The following is a 16752-nucleotide window of genomic DNA, read 5'->3' as shown; positions in this document are numbered from 1 at the left end:
AACATAGGCTCTCATTGCCCTCCAGCACAAGGGGCGCTGCCTGGGAGGCGGTGTCGGTGATATCCAGCACCTTGTCGCATTGTTGTGAGGGGTTATCCGCCTGCGCCAAGGCATGGCCATTCGTGAGCAACATAAAGGCGAGCGGTGCCATCAAGAGGGTATAAAAAAACGACTTCATACAGGGCTCCCTTCCGGTGGGGTCGTATTATCGAGCAGTTATTCGTTTGTCTTGGCTTCACATTCCCTGCGCGCCACTTTTCTATTTAAGCATTGGAGGATTGACTCGTCATTACATGGATCAATAAGAGGGTACTAGTGATTTCGTGGTGGAAAAACGAACGACATGCCCATATCTCCTCTCTAAGGAATTGTTGAATAAACCGCAGACCATCGCGGCAACTCCATCGTTTTTGAGTCGACAGGTCTCATATCCATGCTCGGATTTCTTCAAGGTTTTGCCTACGGGCTCTTCATCACCTGCCTGCCCTGGTTCCTGATCGGCATGATCAGCCCTGGGCTTGCCCTTGGCACGCTGACGCCGGACCGTCTTCAGGTCATCATTCGCTACTGGCTGACGGTGCCGTTCATCGCCATGCTGCTGTGGGTGACCTCGCTCTGGGGCGGCTTCGGTCCCAGCCTGCTGGGCTGGCTTGCAGGCCTTGGCGCGGTGGCGGTCGCCGTCCCGGTGGAGCGGCGCATCCGCGGCTGGCTGATGAAGCGCAAGCAGCGCCGTCTCGAGGCGCAGCTCAATGCCGAGAAGGCACGCCGTCAGCAACAGCAGGCTCAGGAGGCCAGCGAGAAAGGCGGCGCCACTCTTGATCCAAAAAATCCTCCAATCAATGCAGATGACGTCATTCGTGCGCTGTGCACCGCCAAGGAGCGTTTGATCGCCGTGAGCCAGCCTCAGCTTGCAGTGCAGGCGGATCGCTTATACAGCCGTTACTTGAGGGTCACGAAGGTGCTCAAGGAGCGCTTTGATACCAGCGAGCTCGCCTTCGAGCGCTCCCGTACGCTGATCTCGGAGGTCTGTTTTGCCGCAGTGGACAACTTGACCAGCATGGCCTCTCAGGCCAGCGGCATCGCCGGGGTAGACGGTGATTTCGTGCGCCGCCGTTTGTCAAAGGAGCGTAACAGCCTGAGTCTGACCGAACGGGCCACCCTGGAGCGGCGCCTGACGCTGCTCACGGAAACCCAGCAGCATCTGGATGAACTCAGCGCCCGTAACGAAGCCGCGTTGACCGCCCTGGACGATGCCACGGTGACCATGGCGCGCATCGAGACCGGTCGGCCCCAGGCCTCCATCGATGCGGACCAGGCCCTGCGCGATCTGAGTCATTTCGTCGAGCGAGCCGAGCGCTATGGCCGGCAGCGCTGATGGGATATGTTAGTGACAGATATCAATGACGGGCTGCAAAAGGGCAACGAACCTATGAGTGCTGAGCGTGACAGGACGCAAATGGCAGGACAGCTGCGTTTGCCGCCGGCAGATGAAATCGCAAGGAACCTGCAGGGGGAGTTCGAGCCTCGCAAGCCCGAAGACGACCAGACGGCACTTGCCGCCCAGGCGGACAGCTTCGTCGACGATCTGCTGACTAGGAGCGAGTCCGCAGAAAGCCAGCGTCGCAGGGTAGATGAGATGGGCAGCGACATACAGCGCCAGGCCGCCTATCGCAGCGAGATGCTGCAGACCCCCATTCGTAAGCTTGCCCATCAGGGCGATGATGGCGGTCCGGTGGCCAAGGCTCTGACCAGCCTGCGGGAGCGCATGACGAACCTCGATCCCAATCGGCACAAGTTGACTCGAAGCGGACTTGATCGCTTGCTGGCCCGCATTCCCGGCGTCGGCAACGGGCTTCAGCGTTATTTCCGCAAGTATGAAAGCGCCCAGCAGGCACTCGACGCCATCATCCGCGATCTTGAAGAGGGTCGTGACATGCTGCGTCGGGACAACCTGACCCTGAGTGACGATCAGACGGCGCTACGCGACATCCTGGGTCAGCTGCAGCATCAGATTACCCTGGGCAGGATGATCGACGAGCGTCTGGAGCGACGCGTGGTGAGCCTGGAAGAGAGCGATCCCAAGCGGGCCTTCATCGAAGAAGAGCTGCTTTTTCCGCTGCGTCAGCGCATCGTCGATCTGCAGCAGCAGCTGGCGGTCAGTCAGCAAGGCGTGCTGGCTCTGGAAGTGGTCATTCGCAACAACCGGGAGCTCATCCGGGGGGTGGATCGAGCCATCAACGTCACCGTTTCGGCGTTGACCGTGGCGGTCACCGTGGCCCTGGCCCTGGCCAATCAGCGTCTGGTGCTTGATCGGGTCGAAGCCTTGAACGCCACCACCTCCGACATGATCGCCGGCACCGCCAAATCCCTGCGCAGCCAAGGGGTGGAAATTCAGAACCGCTCCGCCTCCACCATGCTGGACATGGAAAAGCTCGAGCAGGCCTTTGGCGACGTCCTGGCGGCCATCGATGATGTCTCGCGCTATCGTCGGGAAGCGCTGCCCCGGCTGGATGAACAGATCGATCGTCTGCAGGTCCTGGCCCGCCAGGGGGGTGACGCCATTCACCGGCTCGAGCGGGGCAGCGATGCCAGCTCCGGTGAGGCCATATAGAGTACAAGTACGTCATGTTAGCGGGCTGTCATGCCCGGATCGCCAATCTCGAACGGGAGTCATCATTACATGATTCAGGGGCGCACTATCGATCATGGCTGCCTGCGTCTGGAACCTTTCGATGCCCAGGCCATCCAGGCGTATCTCAAGAAGCAAGGGGTCAATCCCGGCGAAGTAACCCGACGCTATGGCGCCGAGGGTATGGGGCCTTCGATCTATGTAAATGATCCGGAGGGCAATACCGTCGAGCTCAAGGGTTCGCCGGAGGCGCCGTGAACGACGAGGACAAGGCGCTACGCCGAGCCGGGCTCGGCATGATGCTGCTGTTCTGGCTGATCGTGATGGGGCTTGGGGTGTGGTGGTTTCAGGGCTTCATCGATGATCGGCGCAACCCCAACGCGGATCTTGCCCGGCTCGCGGGAAGCGAAGGCGAGCCGGTTACTCTTGAGCGCAACGCCTCCGGGCATTTTGTTGCCACAGGACATATCGACGGCGAGCCAGTTGAGTTTTTGCTGGATACCGGAGCAAGTCTGGTTTCGATACCTTCTACGCTTGCGGATCGCCTTGGCTTGCAGCCCGGCGCCGCTGCGGATTTCAACACCGCCAACGGACGCGTTCGCGGTCATCTGACGACGATCGATGAGATCGATCTGGGCGGTCTGATAGCAAAAGACGTGCGCGGCTCGATCAATCCCGGCCTTGGAGGCAACACCGCCCTGTTGGGAATGAGTTTTTTACGTCATTTCGATATCGCCATTCGGGGCAGCAAAATGGTGTTGAGTCCGGCTAGTCAGAATTGAGTAATCCTTCGCGTTCAAATTGGCATAACCTCGATGGAGTAGCGAAGACTGAAGCCTGTGATACTATTCCAGCGGCGAATGGAAGCACTCAATGAATCACGAAGGAGAAAAACATGGATAATTTGTTCGGCAGTCTGGGTAACGCCTTTGGCGGCATTCTGAGTCTGATCTGGTTGATCATCGTCATCTGGGCCATCGTCAAGGTCGCGAAAAGCGGTGCCAGCACCTTGGCCAAGGTCATCTGGATTCTCGTACTCATCTTCTTCCCGCTGATTGGCTTTATTCTCTGGCTGATATTCGGACCCAAGGGCTAGATATGGTTCCGTATTATCCGAACGGGCAGCTCTTCCGAGCTGCCCGTTTTTTTTGTGATATAGCGAGGACACGCCATGGCAAGCGATGATGAAAGAGCGTTCAAGGCATCAAGCTGGGCCGCTTCCGGTCTGATAGCAGGTCTGCTACTGCTGGGTAGTGGCGCGGCCATAGGCTATGACGAGCTGGTCGAAAAGCGAGTGTTCGAGATGGACCGTTACACCACCCAAGGCGGCGAGGAGATTCCTTCTCTCAAGGTAGGGTGGGAGGCCTACGGTACGCTGAATGAAGCCAAGGACAACGTCATCTTGATTACTCACTATTTCTCCGGCACCAGCCACGCGGCGGGCCGCTATGACGAAAACGATGCCGCTCCGGGTTATTGGGACGGTATCATCGGGCCGGGCAAGCCGCTGGATACCGACAAGTACTACGTCATCGCCTCGGATACCCTGGTGAACCTGAATGCCAAGGATCCCAAAGTGACCACTACCGGCCCGGCGACGATCAACCCGCAGACCGGCGAACCCTGGGGGTTGGATTTTCCCATCGTCACCATTCGCGACTTCGTCGAGGTGCAAAAAGCACTGCTGGAAAGCCAGGGCATCGACAGTCTGCAGGCGGTAATGGGGGCCTCCATGGGCTCGCTGCAGGCCTATGAATGGGCCAGTGCCTATCCGGAAATGGTGAAGCGGGTGATCCCGGTGATCGGTTCCGGCGTTGCCAATGCCTATCTGATTGGCTGGCTGAACGCCTGGGCCGCTCCCATCAAGGTCGACCCCCACTGGAACGGCGGCGATTACTACGCTGGCGAACCGCCCACCCAAGGGCTCCAGGAGTCGCTCAAGCTGATCACGCTGCAGGCCAATCACTGGCGATGGGCCAATGACACCTACGATCGGCAGTGGGCGAAGAAGGGCGTGGACCCCGCCAGCAGTCTCGAGGCGCGCTATCTTTTCGAGAAGATATTAGACGATGCCGCCGCCAGTCGGGCCAAGGTCGCCGACGCCAATCATCTGTTGTATCTGGTCAAGGCCAACCAGCTTTTCGTCACCGGCAATAGCGACAACGCGAAAGAAGGGTTTGCGGCCATCGAGGCACCGACCCTGGTGATCTACAGCAAGGATGATCTGGTGTTCTTTCCCGAGCTGGTGGAAAAGACCATGGATGAGATCAGCGCGGACGGCACCCCGGTGAGCCAGGTGGTGCTGGAGGGCGACCGAGGGCACCTGGACGGCGTGCTATCTATCGAGCAGGCAAGTGGCGACATCCGGCAATTTCTGGCGCAGTGACATTGGCTTGGCGGTCTGGGCCGGGCCTTACGGGGATGGGGAGTCCATCTCCCGCTCCAGCCGTCGGGAAATCGCCTGAGGCGAACCGGTATGACGTGCCAGCAGATCATAGGCCACCGGAATCACGAACAGGGTGAACAGGGTGGCGGCGGCAACGCCACAGAAAATCACCGTGCCCAGCACCAGCCGGGTCTCGGCACCGGCACCGGAAGAGAGAATCAGCGGCACGGCCCCGGCGATGGTGGTGACAGAAGTCATCAGGATCGGCCGCAGTCGGGTAAGCGAGGCCTCGATCAGGGCGTCGCGAAATTCCCGGCCTTCGTCCCGCAGCTGATTGGCAAACTCGACGATCAAAATGCCGTTCTTGGCTGCCAGGCCCACCAGCATGACCAGCCCGACCTGGCTATAAATGTTGAGGGACTGCCCCGTCAGATAGAGCCCGAGCAGCGCACCACCGATGGCCAACGGCACTGTCAGCATGATTACCAGAGGGTGCACGAAGCTCTCGAACTGGGCCGCCAGCACCAGAAACACCACGATCACGCCGAGAACGAACAGGAAGGTGGTGTCACCGCTGGACTCTTGGTAATCCCGGGCCGCGCCCTTGGTATCGGTCTGTACTTCCGCGGGCAGAATCTCATCCACCGTGTCTTCCAGATAGCTCAAGGCCTCGCCCATGGCGTAGTCGTCCGCCAGGTCCGCCTGAAGGGTGATGGCACGCAGACGGTTGTAGCGACTGTAGGTGCTGGGCCCGGCATAATCCGTCAGGGTCACCAGACTGGACAGTGGGATCAGCTGATTGGTGCGGGCCGAGCGCACGCGAATGTTGTCCAGGGCATTGGGGGAGGTATGAATGCCACGCTCCGCTTCCAGGATGACGTCGTACTCCTCGCCTCGCTCAACGAAACGGGTGACGCTGCGTCCTCCCAGCAGGGTTTCCAGGGTGCGACCAATTTCCGTGACGGTGACGCCGAGATCCGCCGCCCGGGTGTAGTCGATCTCGACCCGCAGCTGGGGCTGATCCTCCTCATAGTCGCTCTCGAGATTGAGCAGCCGCGGATTGTCCTTGCGAATATGTTCCATCAGAGTATCGCGCCACGTCACCAGCTCTTCATAAGTGCCGCCGCCCAGCACGAACTGCATCGCCTGTTCGGTGCTGCTACCGCCAAAACCGCGGCGCATGATGGGAAAGACGCGCACCCCGGGCAGATCGCCGAGCCGCGCGCTTATCTCCCCCATGATCGGCCAGGCGGCGCGTCGCTCGGCCCAGTCGCTCAAGCCCACGATGACGAAGCCGGTGTTGTAGTTTTCGCTGGGGCCGCCCCGGCTCAGCGGTGCCAGTACCAGCACGCGATCGACTTCGCCCTCTTCGCGCAGGGGCAGCAGTCGTGCCTCGACCTCGTTCATGTAGTCCAGCATGTAGTCGTAGGTAGCCCCAGGCGGGCCGGAGACGATGATGAAGAAGGTGCCACGATCTTCTCGAGGGGTGTACTCCGCTGGCAGCAGCGTATAGAGCCAAGCGGTGGCAACGAGCAGCGCAGCGAAAACGCCTACCAGCAGCCAGCGCAAGGCCAGGGCACGCTCCAGCAGACGACGATATAAGCGCTGGGAGGCTTCCAGCACCTGCGCCACCCGATGCGCCATGGCGCCCTCATGCATCCGGGAAGAGAGAATTTTTGATGTCAGCATCGGCGTCAGGCTCAGCGCCAGCACCGTCGAGATGGCGATGGCCGCCGCCAGGGTCAGGGCGAATTCCGTGAACAGCCGACCGATATCGCCGCGCAAAAAGCTCAGCGGCACGAAGACGGCGATCAGTACCAGGCTGGTGGAGACCACGGCGAAGGTCAGCTGGCGCGCGCCGCGAAAGGAGGCCACCAGTGCCGTTTCGCCGTAGAGATGCATGCGCCGATGAATGTTCTCCACCATGATGATGGCATCATCCACCACCAGGCCGATCGCCAGTACCAGGGCCAGTAGCGTCAGCAGATTGATGGTGAATCCAAGCATCGCCAGAATGGCGAAGGTCCCGATCAGCGCCGTGGGTACGGTGATCAGCGGCACCAGGGTGGTGCGCAGGTTGCCCAGGAAAATGAAGATGGACACCATCACCAGCACCATGGCGATACCCAGGGTGATGACGACTTGATCGATGGCGCCGGCGACGAATTCCGAAGTGTCATAGCTGAGCCGCAGCGACATGCCCGGGGGCAGAGACGGTGTAATACGCGCCATCTCCGCCTGCACGCCTTCGGAGAGCGCCATGAGATTGGCGGTGGACTGCTTGACCATGCCAAGCCCCACCACCGGCACACCGTTGCCGCGAAACAGGGAGCGCTCCTCCACGGTGCCAAGCTCCACCCGAGCCACATCTTTTAGACGTACCAGATAACCACTGGCACCCTGATCCAGCACCAGTGATTGAAAGTCTTCCGGGGTGGCGAAATTACGCGGCAGACGCACGATGAACTGGCGATCTTTCGATTCCAGAGAGCCGCCGGGAAGTTCGACGTTCTCCTCTCGCAGGGTGTTTTCGATATCGCTGGCGGTCAGATTCCGCGCCGCCAGGGCGTCGCTGTCGAGCCAGACCCGCATGGCATATTCCCGGTCGCCGCCGATGCGCACTCGGGAAACCCCCTCCTGCACCGAGAAGCGATCCTGCAGATAGCGACTGGCATAATCCGTGAGTTCCGCGGTGGTATAGCCGTCGCCGGCCAGCACCAGCCACATCACCACATCCGAGTTGGCGTCCTCCTTGCTGATTTCTGGCGCTTCCGCCTCATCCGGCAGTTCGTCCCGAGCGCCGGCAATCCGGTCGCGGATGTCGTTGGCGGCGTCGTCGATATTCTTGTCGAGGCGGAACTCGGCGCTGATGCTCGAACGCCCGTCCTGGCTGCTCGAGGAAATCACCTGGATGCCGGAGATGCCCGCAATCCTGTCTTCCAGCACCTGGGTGATCCGGGTTTCCACCACGTTTGCAGACGCCCCGGGGTAGCGGGTATCGACGCTGACAATGGGTGGATCGATGGTGGGATATTCCTGCAGCGGCAGCCGGGTCAGGGCCAGCAGGCCGAAGGCCACGATTAGCGCCGCGATGACGATCGCCAGCACCGGACGCCGAACGGAGATGTCCGACAGCAGCATCAGGTGTCGTCCTCGCTGCGCTGGGCATCGAGAATCTCGCTGACGCTGGTGTTCTCGTCGACGACGCCGATCAGACGGACGCGAACGCCCTGACGCAGACGATCGCCGCCGTGGCTGACCACCATGTCATCTTCCTCGAGGCCTTCGAGGATCTCGACTTCCCCCTCCCGACGAGAGCCGATTTCCACTTCCCGGCGCTCGACCGGAGCACCTTCGGCCTCGTCATTTTCCACCTGCACCACGACCCACACATACTGACGCCGGCCCTGAGGCACCAGTGCGCTTTCAGGGATCACCAGGGTCTGGCGGGGCGCGCGGGCCACTTTTACGCGCATCAGCATGCCCGGACGCAGCAGGCGCTCATCGTTGTCCAACAGAGCGCGCACTCCGACGCTGCGGCTGATGGGATCGACCCGGGAGTCGATGGTGCTGACGGTGCCTTCAAACACCTCGTCCGGATAGGCGCTGCTGGTGGCGACGATGGAAAGACCGACCGCCATCATGCCGAGCTGCACCTCGGGGATGCGAAAATCGAGCTTCAATCGATCCACGTCATCCAGGGTCGCAAGCTCGCTGCCCGGGGTCACCAGAGTGCCGACACTGATCTGGCGGGCGCCGACGACGCCGGCAAAAGGGGCGCGCAGGGTGTGGTCGTCGAGTCGTGCCTGAAGCGCCTGGATTTCGGCCTCGACCTGGCGCAGCTGGGTACGACTGTCCTCGAGATCCGCCAAGGGCGCCAGATCGCGCTGCTGCAATCTGGCCAGGCGCTGCACCGCGTTGGCCCGCTCTTCACGCAGCGTCTGAGCAACTTTCAGGTCGGCGAGCTCTTCCTGGGCGGACAGGCGTACCAGTACCTGACCTTTCGCCACCTTTTCGCTGCCTTCGAAATTGAGTGCTTCCACGGTATCGGTCACCGTGGATGACAGGGTGACGCTTTCGTTGGCCCGCAGTGTGCCCAAGGCGGCCAGCGGGTCCGACCAATCCGTGAGAATGGCCTGCGCCCCGATGACGGCGGTCACTTCAGAGCCATTACCGGGCTGCTGAGCGAACAGCCGGGGGGAGAAGCAGGCGATCAGCAGCGTAAGCGCAAGAAATACAGGTGTGACGACGACGTTCAAGCGTGGCAGGCGATGTTGCAGGCGTTGCGAAAATTCCAGGAAAAAACAAGCTGATGGCATGGCGACCACGATCGTGAAAGAAAGAGAACTAGAGCGTCATTTTATGACTACAAATGTAGGATTTGTATCCTAGCCATTATTACACCATGAAGCTGCTCTAATAAGAGACATAGTGCTTCAATCGTCTTTGGCCGCAAAAAAGCTTCGGGCCAAAAGAACCGGGTGCCTTTTGCACTGCTTACCACTGCAGCGTTTCGGAGCGTGTCGAATTGTCCGATTCGGCGCTGTCACCCAGGGACTGGGTCGGCTGATCGGCGGTATCCGCGAAGTACTCGTTGAAGCGTTCTTGGGCCTGATCGCCAAACAGGATTTCACAGGCCTCTTTCAAGCCCGGTGACTGGCGAATCCTGGCCCGCTCCACCACCAAGGATATTTTCGAGCGACGACGCAGGAAGTCTTCGAGCTTAGTGATCATTTCCCGATGCTTGGCGTGGCGCAGCTCGCAGCGCAGATATTCGGTGCCCTCGATCAAAAGCTCGCCCTGGCGTGGGTCCTCGCGAATGTCCTCGAGCATGGCCAAGGCATAGGCGCCGTAGCGCCGCCAGAGGCGCGTCGAGAGATGCTCGACGGATTCTTTCGGAGTCAGGGCATCCAGCTTCATCAGTTTGGCCTGATGGAAAAATTCTTGCCTGACCGCTTCCGGGGACTCGCCGTACCAGCGATAGTCCGGATGGGGAATTCCTATCCCGAGGCGTTTCACTTCGGCGATGACTTCCTCCCCCACGTTCAGGCAGTCCGTCAGCTTACCGCCGAAGATGCTGATATGGGCATCGTCTTCCTGAGTGTCAATGGCGTGTTTGCGAGACAGCTGCAGGAAGTCTCGCTTGCCGCCGCTGCTGGGCTTGATCGCCAGGGAGCGTACGCCGCAGCGAGTGGCGATGATGTCGTCCCGGCGGATGGGCTTGTCCATGTCGAGGCGCTTGTTGATGTTGTCCAGCACGAACTGGATGTCCTCCTCGGTGACACGCGCCTCCGGGTTTTCCATGCGGGTGTCCGTGGTGCCGATGCAGGTTCGCCTGCCCATGGGAATGACGAAGAACAGGCGGCCTTCGTCGTCGAAGAAGGCCAGCACCCGTCGGTTGTCCGTAAGCCTCGGCACGATCAGATGAATGCCCTTGGAGTAGGCGTGCTTGTGCGCTGTTTTCTGCTTGCTCAGGGTGTTGTGCTGATCGACCCAGGGGCCGGCTGCGTTGATCAGTACCTTGGCGCGAATATCGAAGGTATCGCCGGTCATCACATTGCAGGCCCGGGTGATCCAGCCCTCGTTTTCACGCTGCGCGCCCTGGGATTCGACATAGTTGGCGGCCACGGCGCCGTGGTTCAGTGCGGTGCGCACGAAGTTGAAGACGAATCGCGCGTCGTTGTCGTGCAGATAGGCATCGGAGTATTCGAAGCCGCCCACGGCTTCCTCGGTATCGATGATCGCTTCGCGGTGCTTGATGGCCTTGGGAGACAGGAACCGGGGGGTTTTCGTAAAGCAATTGCCCATGAACCAGTAGAGCCAGGCACCGGCCCATAGGAACCGAGGATGATAGCGAAAGCCCTGGGTAATGGTGGTCAAGAAGCGGATTTCCTGAACCGTCGAGGGAAAGCTTTCGATCAGATGGTTGCGGCTCTTGCACAGCTTGCGCACCAGGGCAAAATCGTAGCTTTCTATATACTTGATGCCTCCCCAGACCAGATTGGAGGACTGCATGCTGGTACCGCCGGCGAAATCCCCGCGATCGATCAGGGCCACATTGACGCCTTTGCCGGCCAGGGCCGCGGCGGCGGCGGCACCATTGATGCCACCACCAATGATCAGCACATCGAAGGTTTCACCGGCCAGTTTATCGATATTGCTGTCACGTAGCTGCATGAATGATCTCCCTCAGCCTATGCAAACGCATTCAGACAGCTAGCGGTTGCCGGTCACCCGAATGTCTAAATCCTGAATAGATGATGGTCAGTTACTCCGCCTCGTCGCGCGCCCAGTCCATGGTGCGGCGCACGGCTTTTTTCCAGCCCTTGTAGCTACGCTCGCGCTTTTCGGCGTCCATCTGGGGTTTGAAAGTGCGATCCAGAATGCCTTTGTCCGCTACCTCTTCCTTGGACCACAGACCCACTGCGATACCTGCCAGATAGGCAGCTCCCAGGGCAGTGGTTTCCGTGATGACCGGACGCTCCACGTTGACGCCGAGCATGTCCGCCTGAAACTGCATCATGAGGTTGTTGGCAACGGCCCCCCCATCGACCCGCAGGATTTCAAGGTGATGCCGGAGTCGGCTTGCATGGCATCAATCACATCCCGGGTCTGGTAGGCCAGGGCATCCAGGGTGGCCCGGGCGATATGGGCCTTGCGAGTGCCCCGGGTCAAACCAAAGATGGCGCCCCGGGCATACATGTCCCAGTAAGGGGCGCCCAGCCCGGCAAAGGCGGGAACCACATAGACACCCCCTGCGTCTTCCACCTTGCCGGCGTGATATTCGGAGTCTTCTGCGGAGTCGATGAGCTTCAACTCGTCGCGCAGCCACTGTATCGCGGCACCGGCGATGAAGATCGCGCCTTCCAGCGCGTATTCGACCCTGCCGTCCAGCCCCCAGGCAATCGTGGTGAGCAGACCGTTTCGTGACGTTACCGGGGTTTCGCCGGTATTCATCAGCAGAAAACAGCCAGTGCCGTAGGTATTCTTGACCATGCCTTTCTCGAAACAGGCCTGGCCGAACAGGGCAGCCTGTTGATCGCCGGCAATCCCGGCGATGGGAAGCTGGGCGCCGCCAAACATCTGGGCATCGGTGGTGCCATAGACTTCACTGGAGGAACGCACCTCGGGCAGCATGGCGCTCGGGATGTTCAGCGCCTCGAGCATGCGCTGATCCCACTTTAGCCTGTGAATATCGTAGAGCAGGGTGCGGGAGGCGTTGGTAACGTCGGTGATATGACGCTTCCCTCGGGTCAAATTCCACACCAGCCAGGAGTCCATGGTGCCGAACAGCAGATCGCCTTTTTCGGCGCGCTCCTGGGCATCTTGCACGTTATCCAGAATCCAGCGGATCTTGGTGCCGGAAAAATAGGCGTCCACCACCAGGCCGGTGGTCGCACGAATGTGATCTTCCAGGCCCCGTTCCTTGAGCTCGTCGCATAGCGGGGCCGTACGACGGTCCTGCCAGACGATGGCATTATAAATAGGCTTGCCGGTATGACGATCCCATACCAGGGTGGTTTCGCGCTGATTGGTGATGCCAATGGCGGCCACCTCGGAAGGCGAGATGCCATGGGTTTCCAGCACTTCTCGAGCCACCCCCATCTGACACCCCCAGACTTCCATGGCGTCGTGCTCGACCCAGCCCGGGGTAGGGTAATGCTGGGTGAACTCCTTTTGAGCAACGCCCAGGATTTGCGCGTCGTAATCGAAGAGGATGGCGCGACAGCTGGTGGTGCCCTGATCGAACGACAGGATGTATCGCTTTTCCATGAGGGTGTCCTCGGCGTGTTTCGGTGGTTGCTGCCTTTGGCTATCGCGTGAGTAATAAGTACTGATGCAGGTCGCTGGCTGAAACGCCACAGCTACGCTTTCTTGGCCACCGCTTTGCTGTATCAAAGCTAGCGCAGAAACATGAATGTTCTATTTGGATCGAGATTTATCGGTGATGTTCGATGTAGAAAAACTAGCGCTAGAATCCCACTCAGGCAATGGCCATATCGTCGTAATGCATTGCCTGATGGTTTGAACGAACGCAATACAGGACGGCGTTCATGCTCAAAAACATCAGGGCAGCTCTAGGTTCGCGCCGATGATTGCAGAACATGGCCCGTTCGAGACGGTTGCGAGGATTGCGAAAACAGAAAGGAGACTGCTTGTGGTTTAAACAAGCATTGAGGACACATAGCGATGGCAACCGATTGAATCGGCTATTGGCAGATTATCCAAGCAAAACGCCCCGTCCACGTCAGGATGGGGCATTTGGTCTGTCAGCGCGACGACTCTTTATAGTGGCCGGGAATCGTGACTCGATCGCCGTTAGGCAACTGGCGAACGTGGGTGGGTACGTAGATCCGCTTGATGATGCTTTTGCTATCGGTCATGAGTTTTCCTCCTTTAAGTGACGATAACACCTTCCCCACGTGGCCAACATGACTGCGATCAAGGCTTGTGTAACAAGGCCGGTCAGTCACTCATTGTCGAATGGCGTCGTGGCGCTCGCGTCGTTCATATGGGGTAGTGCGTGAATGCAATCACTCCTGGGAAGTGAGCCAATTGATATCGGTGATTGATCCATTCCAGATCATTTCCAGGTGAGCTGTCTGAATGATGGACGTTACGCAGCGAGGTGTCATCAGTGCCCAGCAGGTCGCGCTAGGCTGGCGCACCGAATGGTAGCGGATGCCATTGTCCTGTTGCTTGCGTACATCGCTGCCGAGCAGGCGTGGTTCGCGGTAGTCGTCGGGATGATAGATAGGATGATCGCTGGGCAGCGTCTGGGCGTCGCGTAATCCGGCTTCCCCGAAATTACCCTTGAGACCGCGGAAAACGAAGCGCTCATAGCGGAGTTCAGGAACTCGGCTCCAGTAACGCTGCTGGTGGTATTTGACCTCGGCAATGGCGGTGGTAAAGGAGTCGGCCAAATAGAGCACACCAAAGCTTCCATCGCTAAACCTCGAACCCTCCGGATTGACGTGAGTGAAAGGAGCCGCTGCGTAGGAGCAACCTTGAATGCCGAAGGGAATTTCGCTGCTTGGAAGAAGCGTTAAATTGCCGACCTCGTTTTGCAGCCTGGGGTTGGTCAACGCCTGCAGTGCATAGAGCGTTTCGAACTCTTCGCTGTCGGCTACATCGTCGAACAGGCTGATGGGTGGAAACTTGCTGTTGATCAATCGGTAGCTCGTGACTTGCCGCCCTGACAAAACGGGAAGGTCAGCGGCGCTTACCATTGGGCGCCGCGCAGTGCATCGATACGCTTGAAGATTTCATAGAGCGCTGAAAAATCACCGCAACCAAGAATCTCCAAGGGAGAGCGACCTTCAAAATAGGGATTATCGTTGGCCATCTTCATGAACCCATAAAGATTCTCGGGATTGTCGAAGAGAAGGCGCAGGGCAGCATGAATGTTCAATACGTAACTGATCCGCGTCAGCTGATCGCGATCGAGCTTAATGGTTTGCACGCTGCTATTGCGCGCTCGAGCATAGGTACTGTGTGACACCCGCAAGATAGCTTCACCTTGTTCACCGCTGGCGCCCCACTTATCCAAGATACGTACCGCCGTCTTCAAACCGGTAGCGGCGGCGGCCTTGTCGTGACTGACGGCTTCTTGAAGTTGCATAGTGTTTTCAGCCCTACCTTTATCTTTGCGAATACTATAATAGGTAGTCTTGTCTTTGCAAAGACAAAGATGGCGCTAAAGTGAGGTGATTTCTTGCAGATCAGGCCGATCGATCGGTCACTTACCAAGCTGGGCATTGGCAAAGTCGATCAGCGCCTGATATTGGCGCTGGCGGACGACGGCCACAACGATTTCTGCGTCTAGGTTTAGGTAGCCATGAACCAGTGCATTGCGAAGCCCGACGACCTTGTTCTAGGGAATGCTGCCGGCTTCGTGTCCCAGAGACTGCAGCTTGGCGAATGCCTGTCGTGCCTCGCCTGGCACCACGGCGCCTAGCGATTTGAGCTTTCGTTTTGCTATGCCGATACAGGCTTCTGTCAACAGCTACAAGTTGCGCTCAGCTGCGCGGTAGAGAAGCGGATTCAGGCCTTGAGGTTGCTGCGCCGCCTGATGAAGCTGCTCAAGCTCCTCGGAGAGTGTAGCAATATGTTCGCGCAGGGCAGCGGCGTATTCCTGTTCCACAATAGGCTCCCGTCAGCTGAAATGGCGCAAATGGTACTGGTAGTCCAGCTCCCACATCGAGGTAATGCGGTTCTCTTCACGGGCCAGCCGCAGCGGGTCGTTGACCTGCAGTTCGCGCCCGGTGCGAATGATGACGTGGGCAAGCGTTATCGGCGCCAGATTGATGTCGACAATGGAGAGCAGGTGTTCCGGCAGTTCGAGGGCATCCTGCCAGCTCTGGGCCAAAAGCTCAGGCCGCAGGCGACGCTCCAATGGCTCGCCGCCGGGCTGACGAAAAGCCACCGCCAAGTCAAAGTCGCTATCTTTGGTAGCGGTACCCTTGGCATGGGAGCCGTATAGCCAGAGCACGGCGATAGCGTCGTCCTTAGATGCCAGATCGATTAGCCTGGGCAGAATCGCCTGCTCGTAGTGCATGTAGGCCCTTCTATCGAGGGTAGAAGACTATCACCCGGCAATAGGGTTGAAGGTTGTTGAAATATTTTGGGCCATGCCTTACGGCACAGCTTAAGTCTTACTAGCCCACCAATCTCAGTTTGGCGCACCGCTAACCTGGTGCTCGGTTAAGCGAATGTCGTAAGATAGGTTTTAGTTTTTATTAGATGTTTTCATTTTTTCGTTATTAAGTGCCATTTTAACAAAACATGGCATCCTTGGATCAGTGAACTGGAATACTCCGCGAGCAGGTTTGCATAATATTGTACTTCTGTTGCCTTTGGCCAACGTTCCTAGCCTTCGGCTGAGAATGTTAGGGTCGATTGTTATGTTGAGAATTTTATCCAGCTTTTTGTTGACTTCAGATATTCTGAACTCTGGAGTTTTACAATTGGCGGCCGCTAATAACAAGAGTCGATATTCTTGCGGCTTTGAAAGATTTCTCAAAGTAGTGTCAAAGACTCTTTTTAAAGCGCCTTCTGATTCTTCTACCGATGCTTTAAGAGAGGTTTCCAAGCATCTCTCTCCAATATGCTTTGTATGCGATGTCAAAGCATTTTCTGCACATTTCAAACATATTAGGTGAGTGAAGTGTGGGAAACCCGCGCTTATATTTATAATCTTTTCTACTGCTTCATCAGATAAAACTAAATCAATTTTTTTCATCCCGTTCAGAATTATTTTTCTTAAAGAATCATCGCTCATTCTTTGTAGTAGAACTTCTTTCAGACACCTTTCAACAGATGGGTGTCCTGCCGTTAATTCTTCGCCGGTTTTAGCTATTCCAACAATGATTATTTTAAAATCTGATTTCGAGTCGCTAAGGAGTTTTAGCATCGATCGATGTACAGCTACGTACGTCTGAGCATCGATCGATGTACAGCTACGTACGTCTGAGCATCGATCGATGTACAGCTACGTACGTCTGAGCATCGATCGATGTACAGCTACGTACGTCTGAGCATCGATCGATGTACAGCTACGTACGTCTGAGCATCGATCGATGTACAGCTACGTACGTCTGAGCATCGATCGATGACAGCTACGTACGTCTGAGCATCGACGAGTACAGCTACGTACGTGAGCACGATCGATGTACAGCACGACGCTGAGCATGACGATGAGCTACGTAGTCTGAGCATCGATCGAGTTACCAAAGCA

The 16752-nt window shown here is 58.0% G+C and carries 15 protein-coding genes and 1 pseudogene; 6 read left to right on the top strand and 10 right to left on the bottom strand.

The features are described 5' to 3' along the window. Positions 1-433: 433 nt before the first annotated feature. From CH74_RS03770 to CH74_RS03745, 6 genes are all read left to right on the top strand, one after another. Positions 434-1375, top strand: a complete 942-nt coding sequence (locus CH74_RS03770) for a hypothetical protein (RefSeq protein ID WP_048306142.1) — start codon at positions 434-436, stop codon at positions 1373-1375. Positions 1376-1429: 54 nt separating this feature from the next. Then, entirely contained in the window at positions 1430-2611 is a 1182-nt protein-coding gene (locus CH74_RS03765) for a toxic anion resistance protein (protein ID WP_048306164.1), read from the top strand. A gap of 69 nt (positions 2612-2680) precedes the next feature. Next, the gene (locus CH74_RS03760) at positions 2681-2887 is read left to right on the top strand and encodes a hypothetical protein (RefSeq protein ID WP_053070610.1); all 207 of its coding nucleotides are present in this window, start codon (positions 2681-2683) and stop codon (positions 2885-2887) included. After that, complete coding sequence (locus tag CH74_RS03755) at positions 2884-3411, top strand: TIGR02281 family clan AA aspartic protease (RefSeq protein ID WP_082140277.1); 528 nt, start codon at positions 2884-2886, stop codon at positions 3409-3411. Before CH74_RS03760 ends, CH74_RS03755 begins: the two co-directional genes overlap by 4 nt. Positions 3412-3545: 134 nt before the next feature. Next, complete coding sequence (locus CH74_RS03750; protein WP_216594711.1) at positions 3546-3725, top strand: PLDc N-terminal domain-containing protein; 180 nt, start codon at positions 3546-3548, stop codon at positions 3723-3725. Between the two features lie 75 nt (positions 3726-3800). After that, positions 3801-5015: a homoserine O-acetyltransferase gene (locus CH74_RS03745; RefSeq protein WP_053070609.1), complete on the top strand. Its 1215-nt coding sequence runs from the start codon at positions 3801-3803 to the stop codon at positions 5013-5015. Positions 5016-5042: 27 nt separating this feature from the next. Here the strand turns inward: CH74_RS03745 and CH74_RS03740 are convergent, their stop codons facing one another. The 10 genes and pseudogenes from CH74_RS03740 to CH74_RS18560 form a co-directional block, all read right to left on the bottom strand. Further along, positions 5043-8156 (bottom strand): efflux RND transporter permease subunit, encoded by a 3114-nt coding sequence (locus CH74_RS03740; protein ID WP_048306140.1) that lies wholly within the window; start codon positions 8154-8156, stop codon positions 5043-5045. After that, positions 8156-9334, bottom strand: a complete 1179-nt coding sequence (locus tag CH74_RS03735) for an efflux RND transporter periplasmic adaptor subunit (protein ID WP_082140276.1) — start codon at positions 9332-9334, stop codon at positions 8156-8158. The genes CH74_RS03740 and CH74_RS03735 overlap by 1 nt, the downstream gene beginning before the upstream one ends. Before the next feature lie 178 nt (positions 9335-9512). After that, the gene (locus CH74_RS03730) at positions 9513-11192 is read right to left on the bottom strand and encodes a glycerol-3-phosphate dehydrogenase/oxidase (protein ID WP_048306139.1); all 1680 of its coding nucleotides are present in this window, start codon (positions 11190-11192) and stop codon (positions 9513-9515) included. A gap of 91 nt (positions 11193-11283) precedes the next feature. Beyond that, a pseudogene (gene glpK, locus CH74_RS03725) lies at positions 11284-12788 on the bottom strand (glycerol kinase GlpK). A 761-nt stretch (positions 12789-13549) separates the two neighbouring features. Then, positions 13550-14188 (bottom strand): RES family NAD+ phosphorylase, encoded by a 639-nt coding sequence (locus tag CH74_RS03720; protein ID WP_367379088.1) that lies wholly within the window; start codon positions 14186-14188, stop codon positions 13550-13552. Positions 14189-14238: 50 nt separating this feature from the next. Then, complete coding sequence (locus tag CH74_RS03715; protein WP_048306137.1) at positions 14239-14637, bottom strand: antitoxin Xre-like helix-turn-helix domain-containing protein; 399 nt, start codon at positions 14635-14637, stop codon at positions 14239-14241. 117 nt (positions 14638-14754) lie between these two features. After that, entirely contained in the window at positions 14755-14862 is a 108-nt protein-coding gene (locus CH74_RS19960; RefSeq protein ID WP_082140281.1) for a hypothetical protein, read from the bottom strand. Positions 14863-15021: 159 nt separating this feature from the next. Then, positions 15022-15159: a hypothetical protein gene (locus tag CH74_RS18565; RefSeq protein ID WP_156181347.1), complete on the bottom strand. Its 138-nt coding sequence runs from the start codon at positions 15157-15159 to the stop codon at positions 15022-15024. A 12-nt stretch (positions 15160-15171) separates the two neighbouring features. Beyond that, positions 15172-15573, bottom strand: a complete 402-nt coding sequence (locus CH74_RS03710) for a nucleotidyltransferase domain-containing protein (protein WP_048306136.1) — start codon at positions 15571-15573, stop codon at positions 15172-15174. Between the two features lie 171 nt (positions 15574-15744). Beyond that, positions 15745-16428, bottom strand: coding sequence for a hypothetical protein (locus CH74_RS18560; RefSeq protein ID WP_156181345.1), 684 nt, complete (start codon positions 16426-16428; stop codon positions 15745-15747). Positions 16429-16752 lie beyond the last annotated feature (324 nt).

This window comes from Halomonas sp. PR-M31, from assembly GCF_001039575.1.
GTDB lineage: Bacteria > Pseudomonadota > Gammaproteobacteria > Pseudomonadales > Halomonadaceae > Modicisalibacter.
Note: the sequence above shows the minus strand (reverse complement) of the source record. Positions and strands in the feature narration are given on the sequence as shown.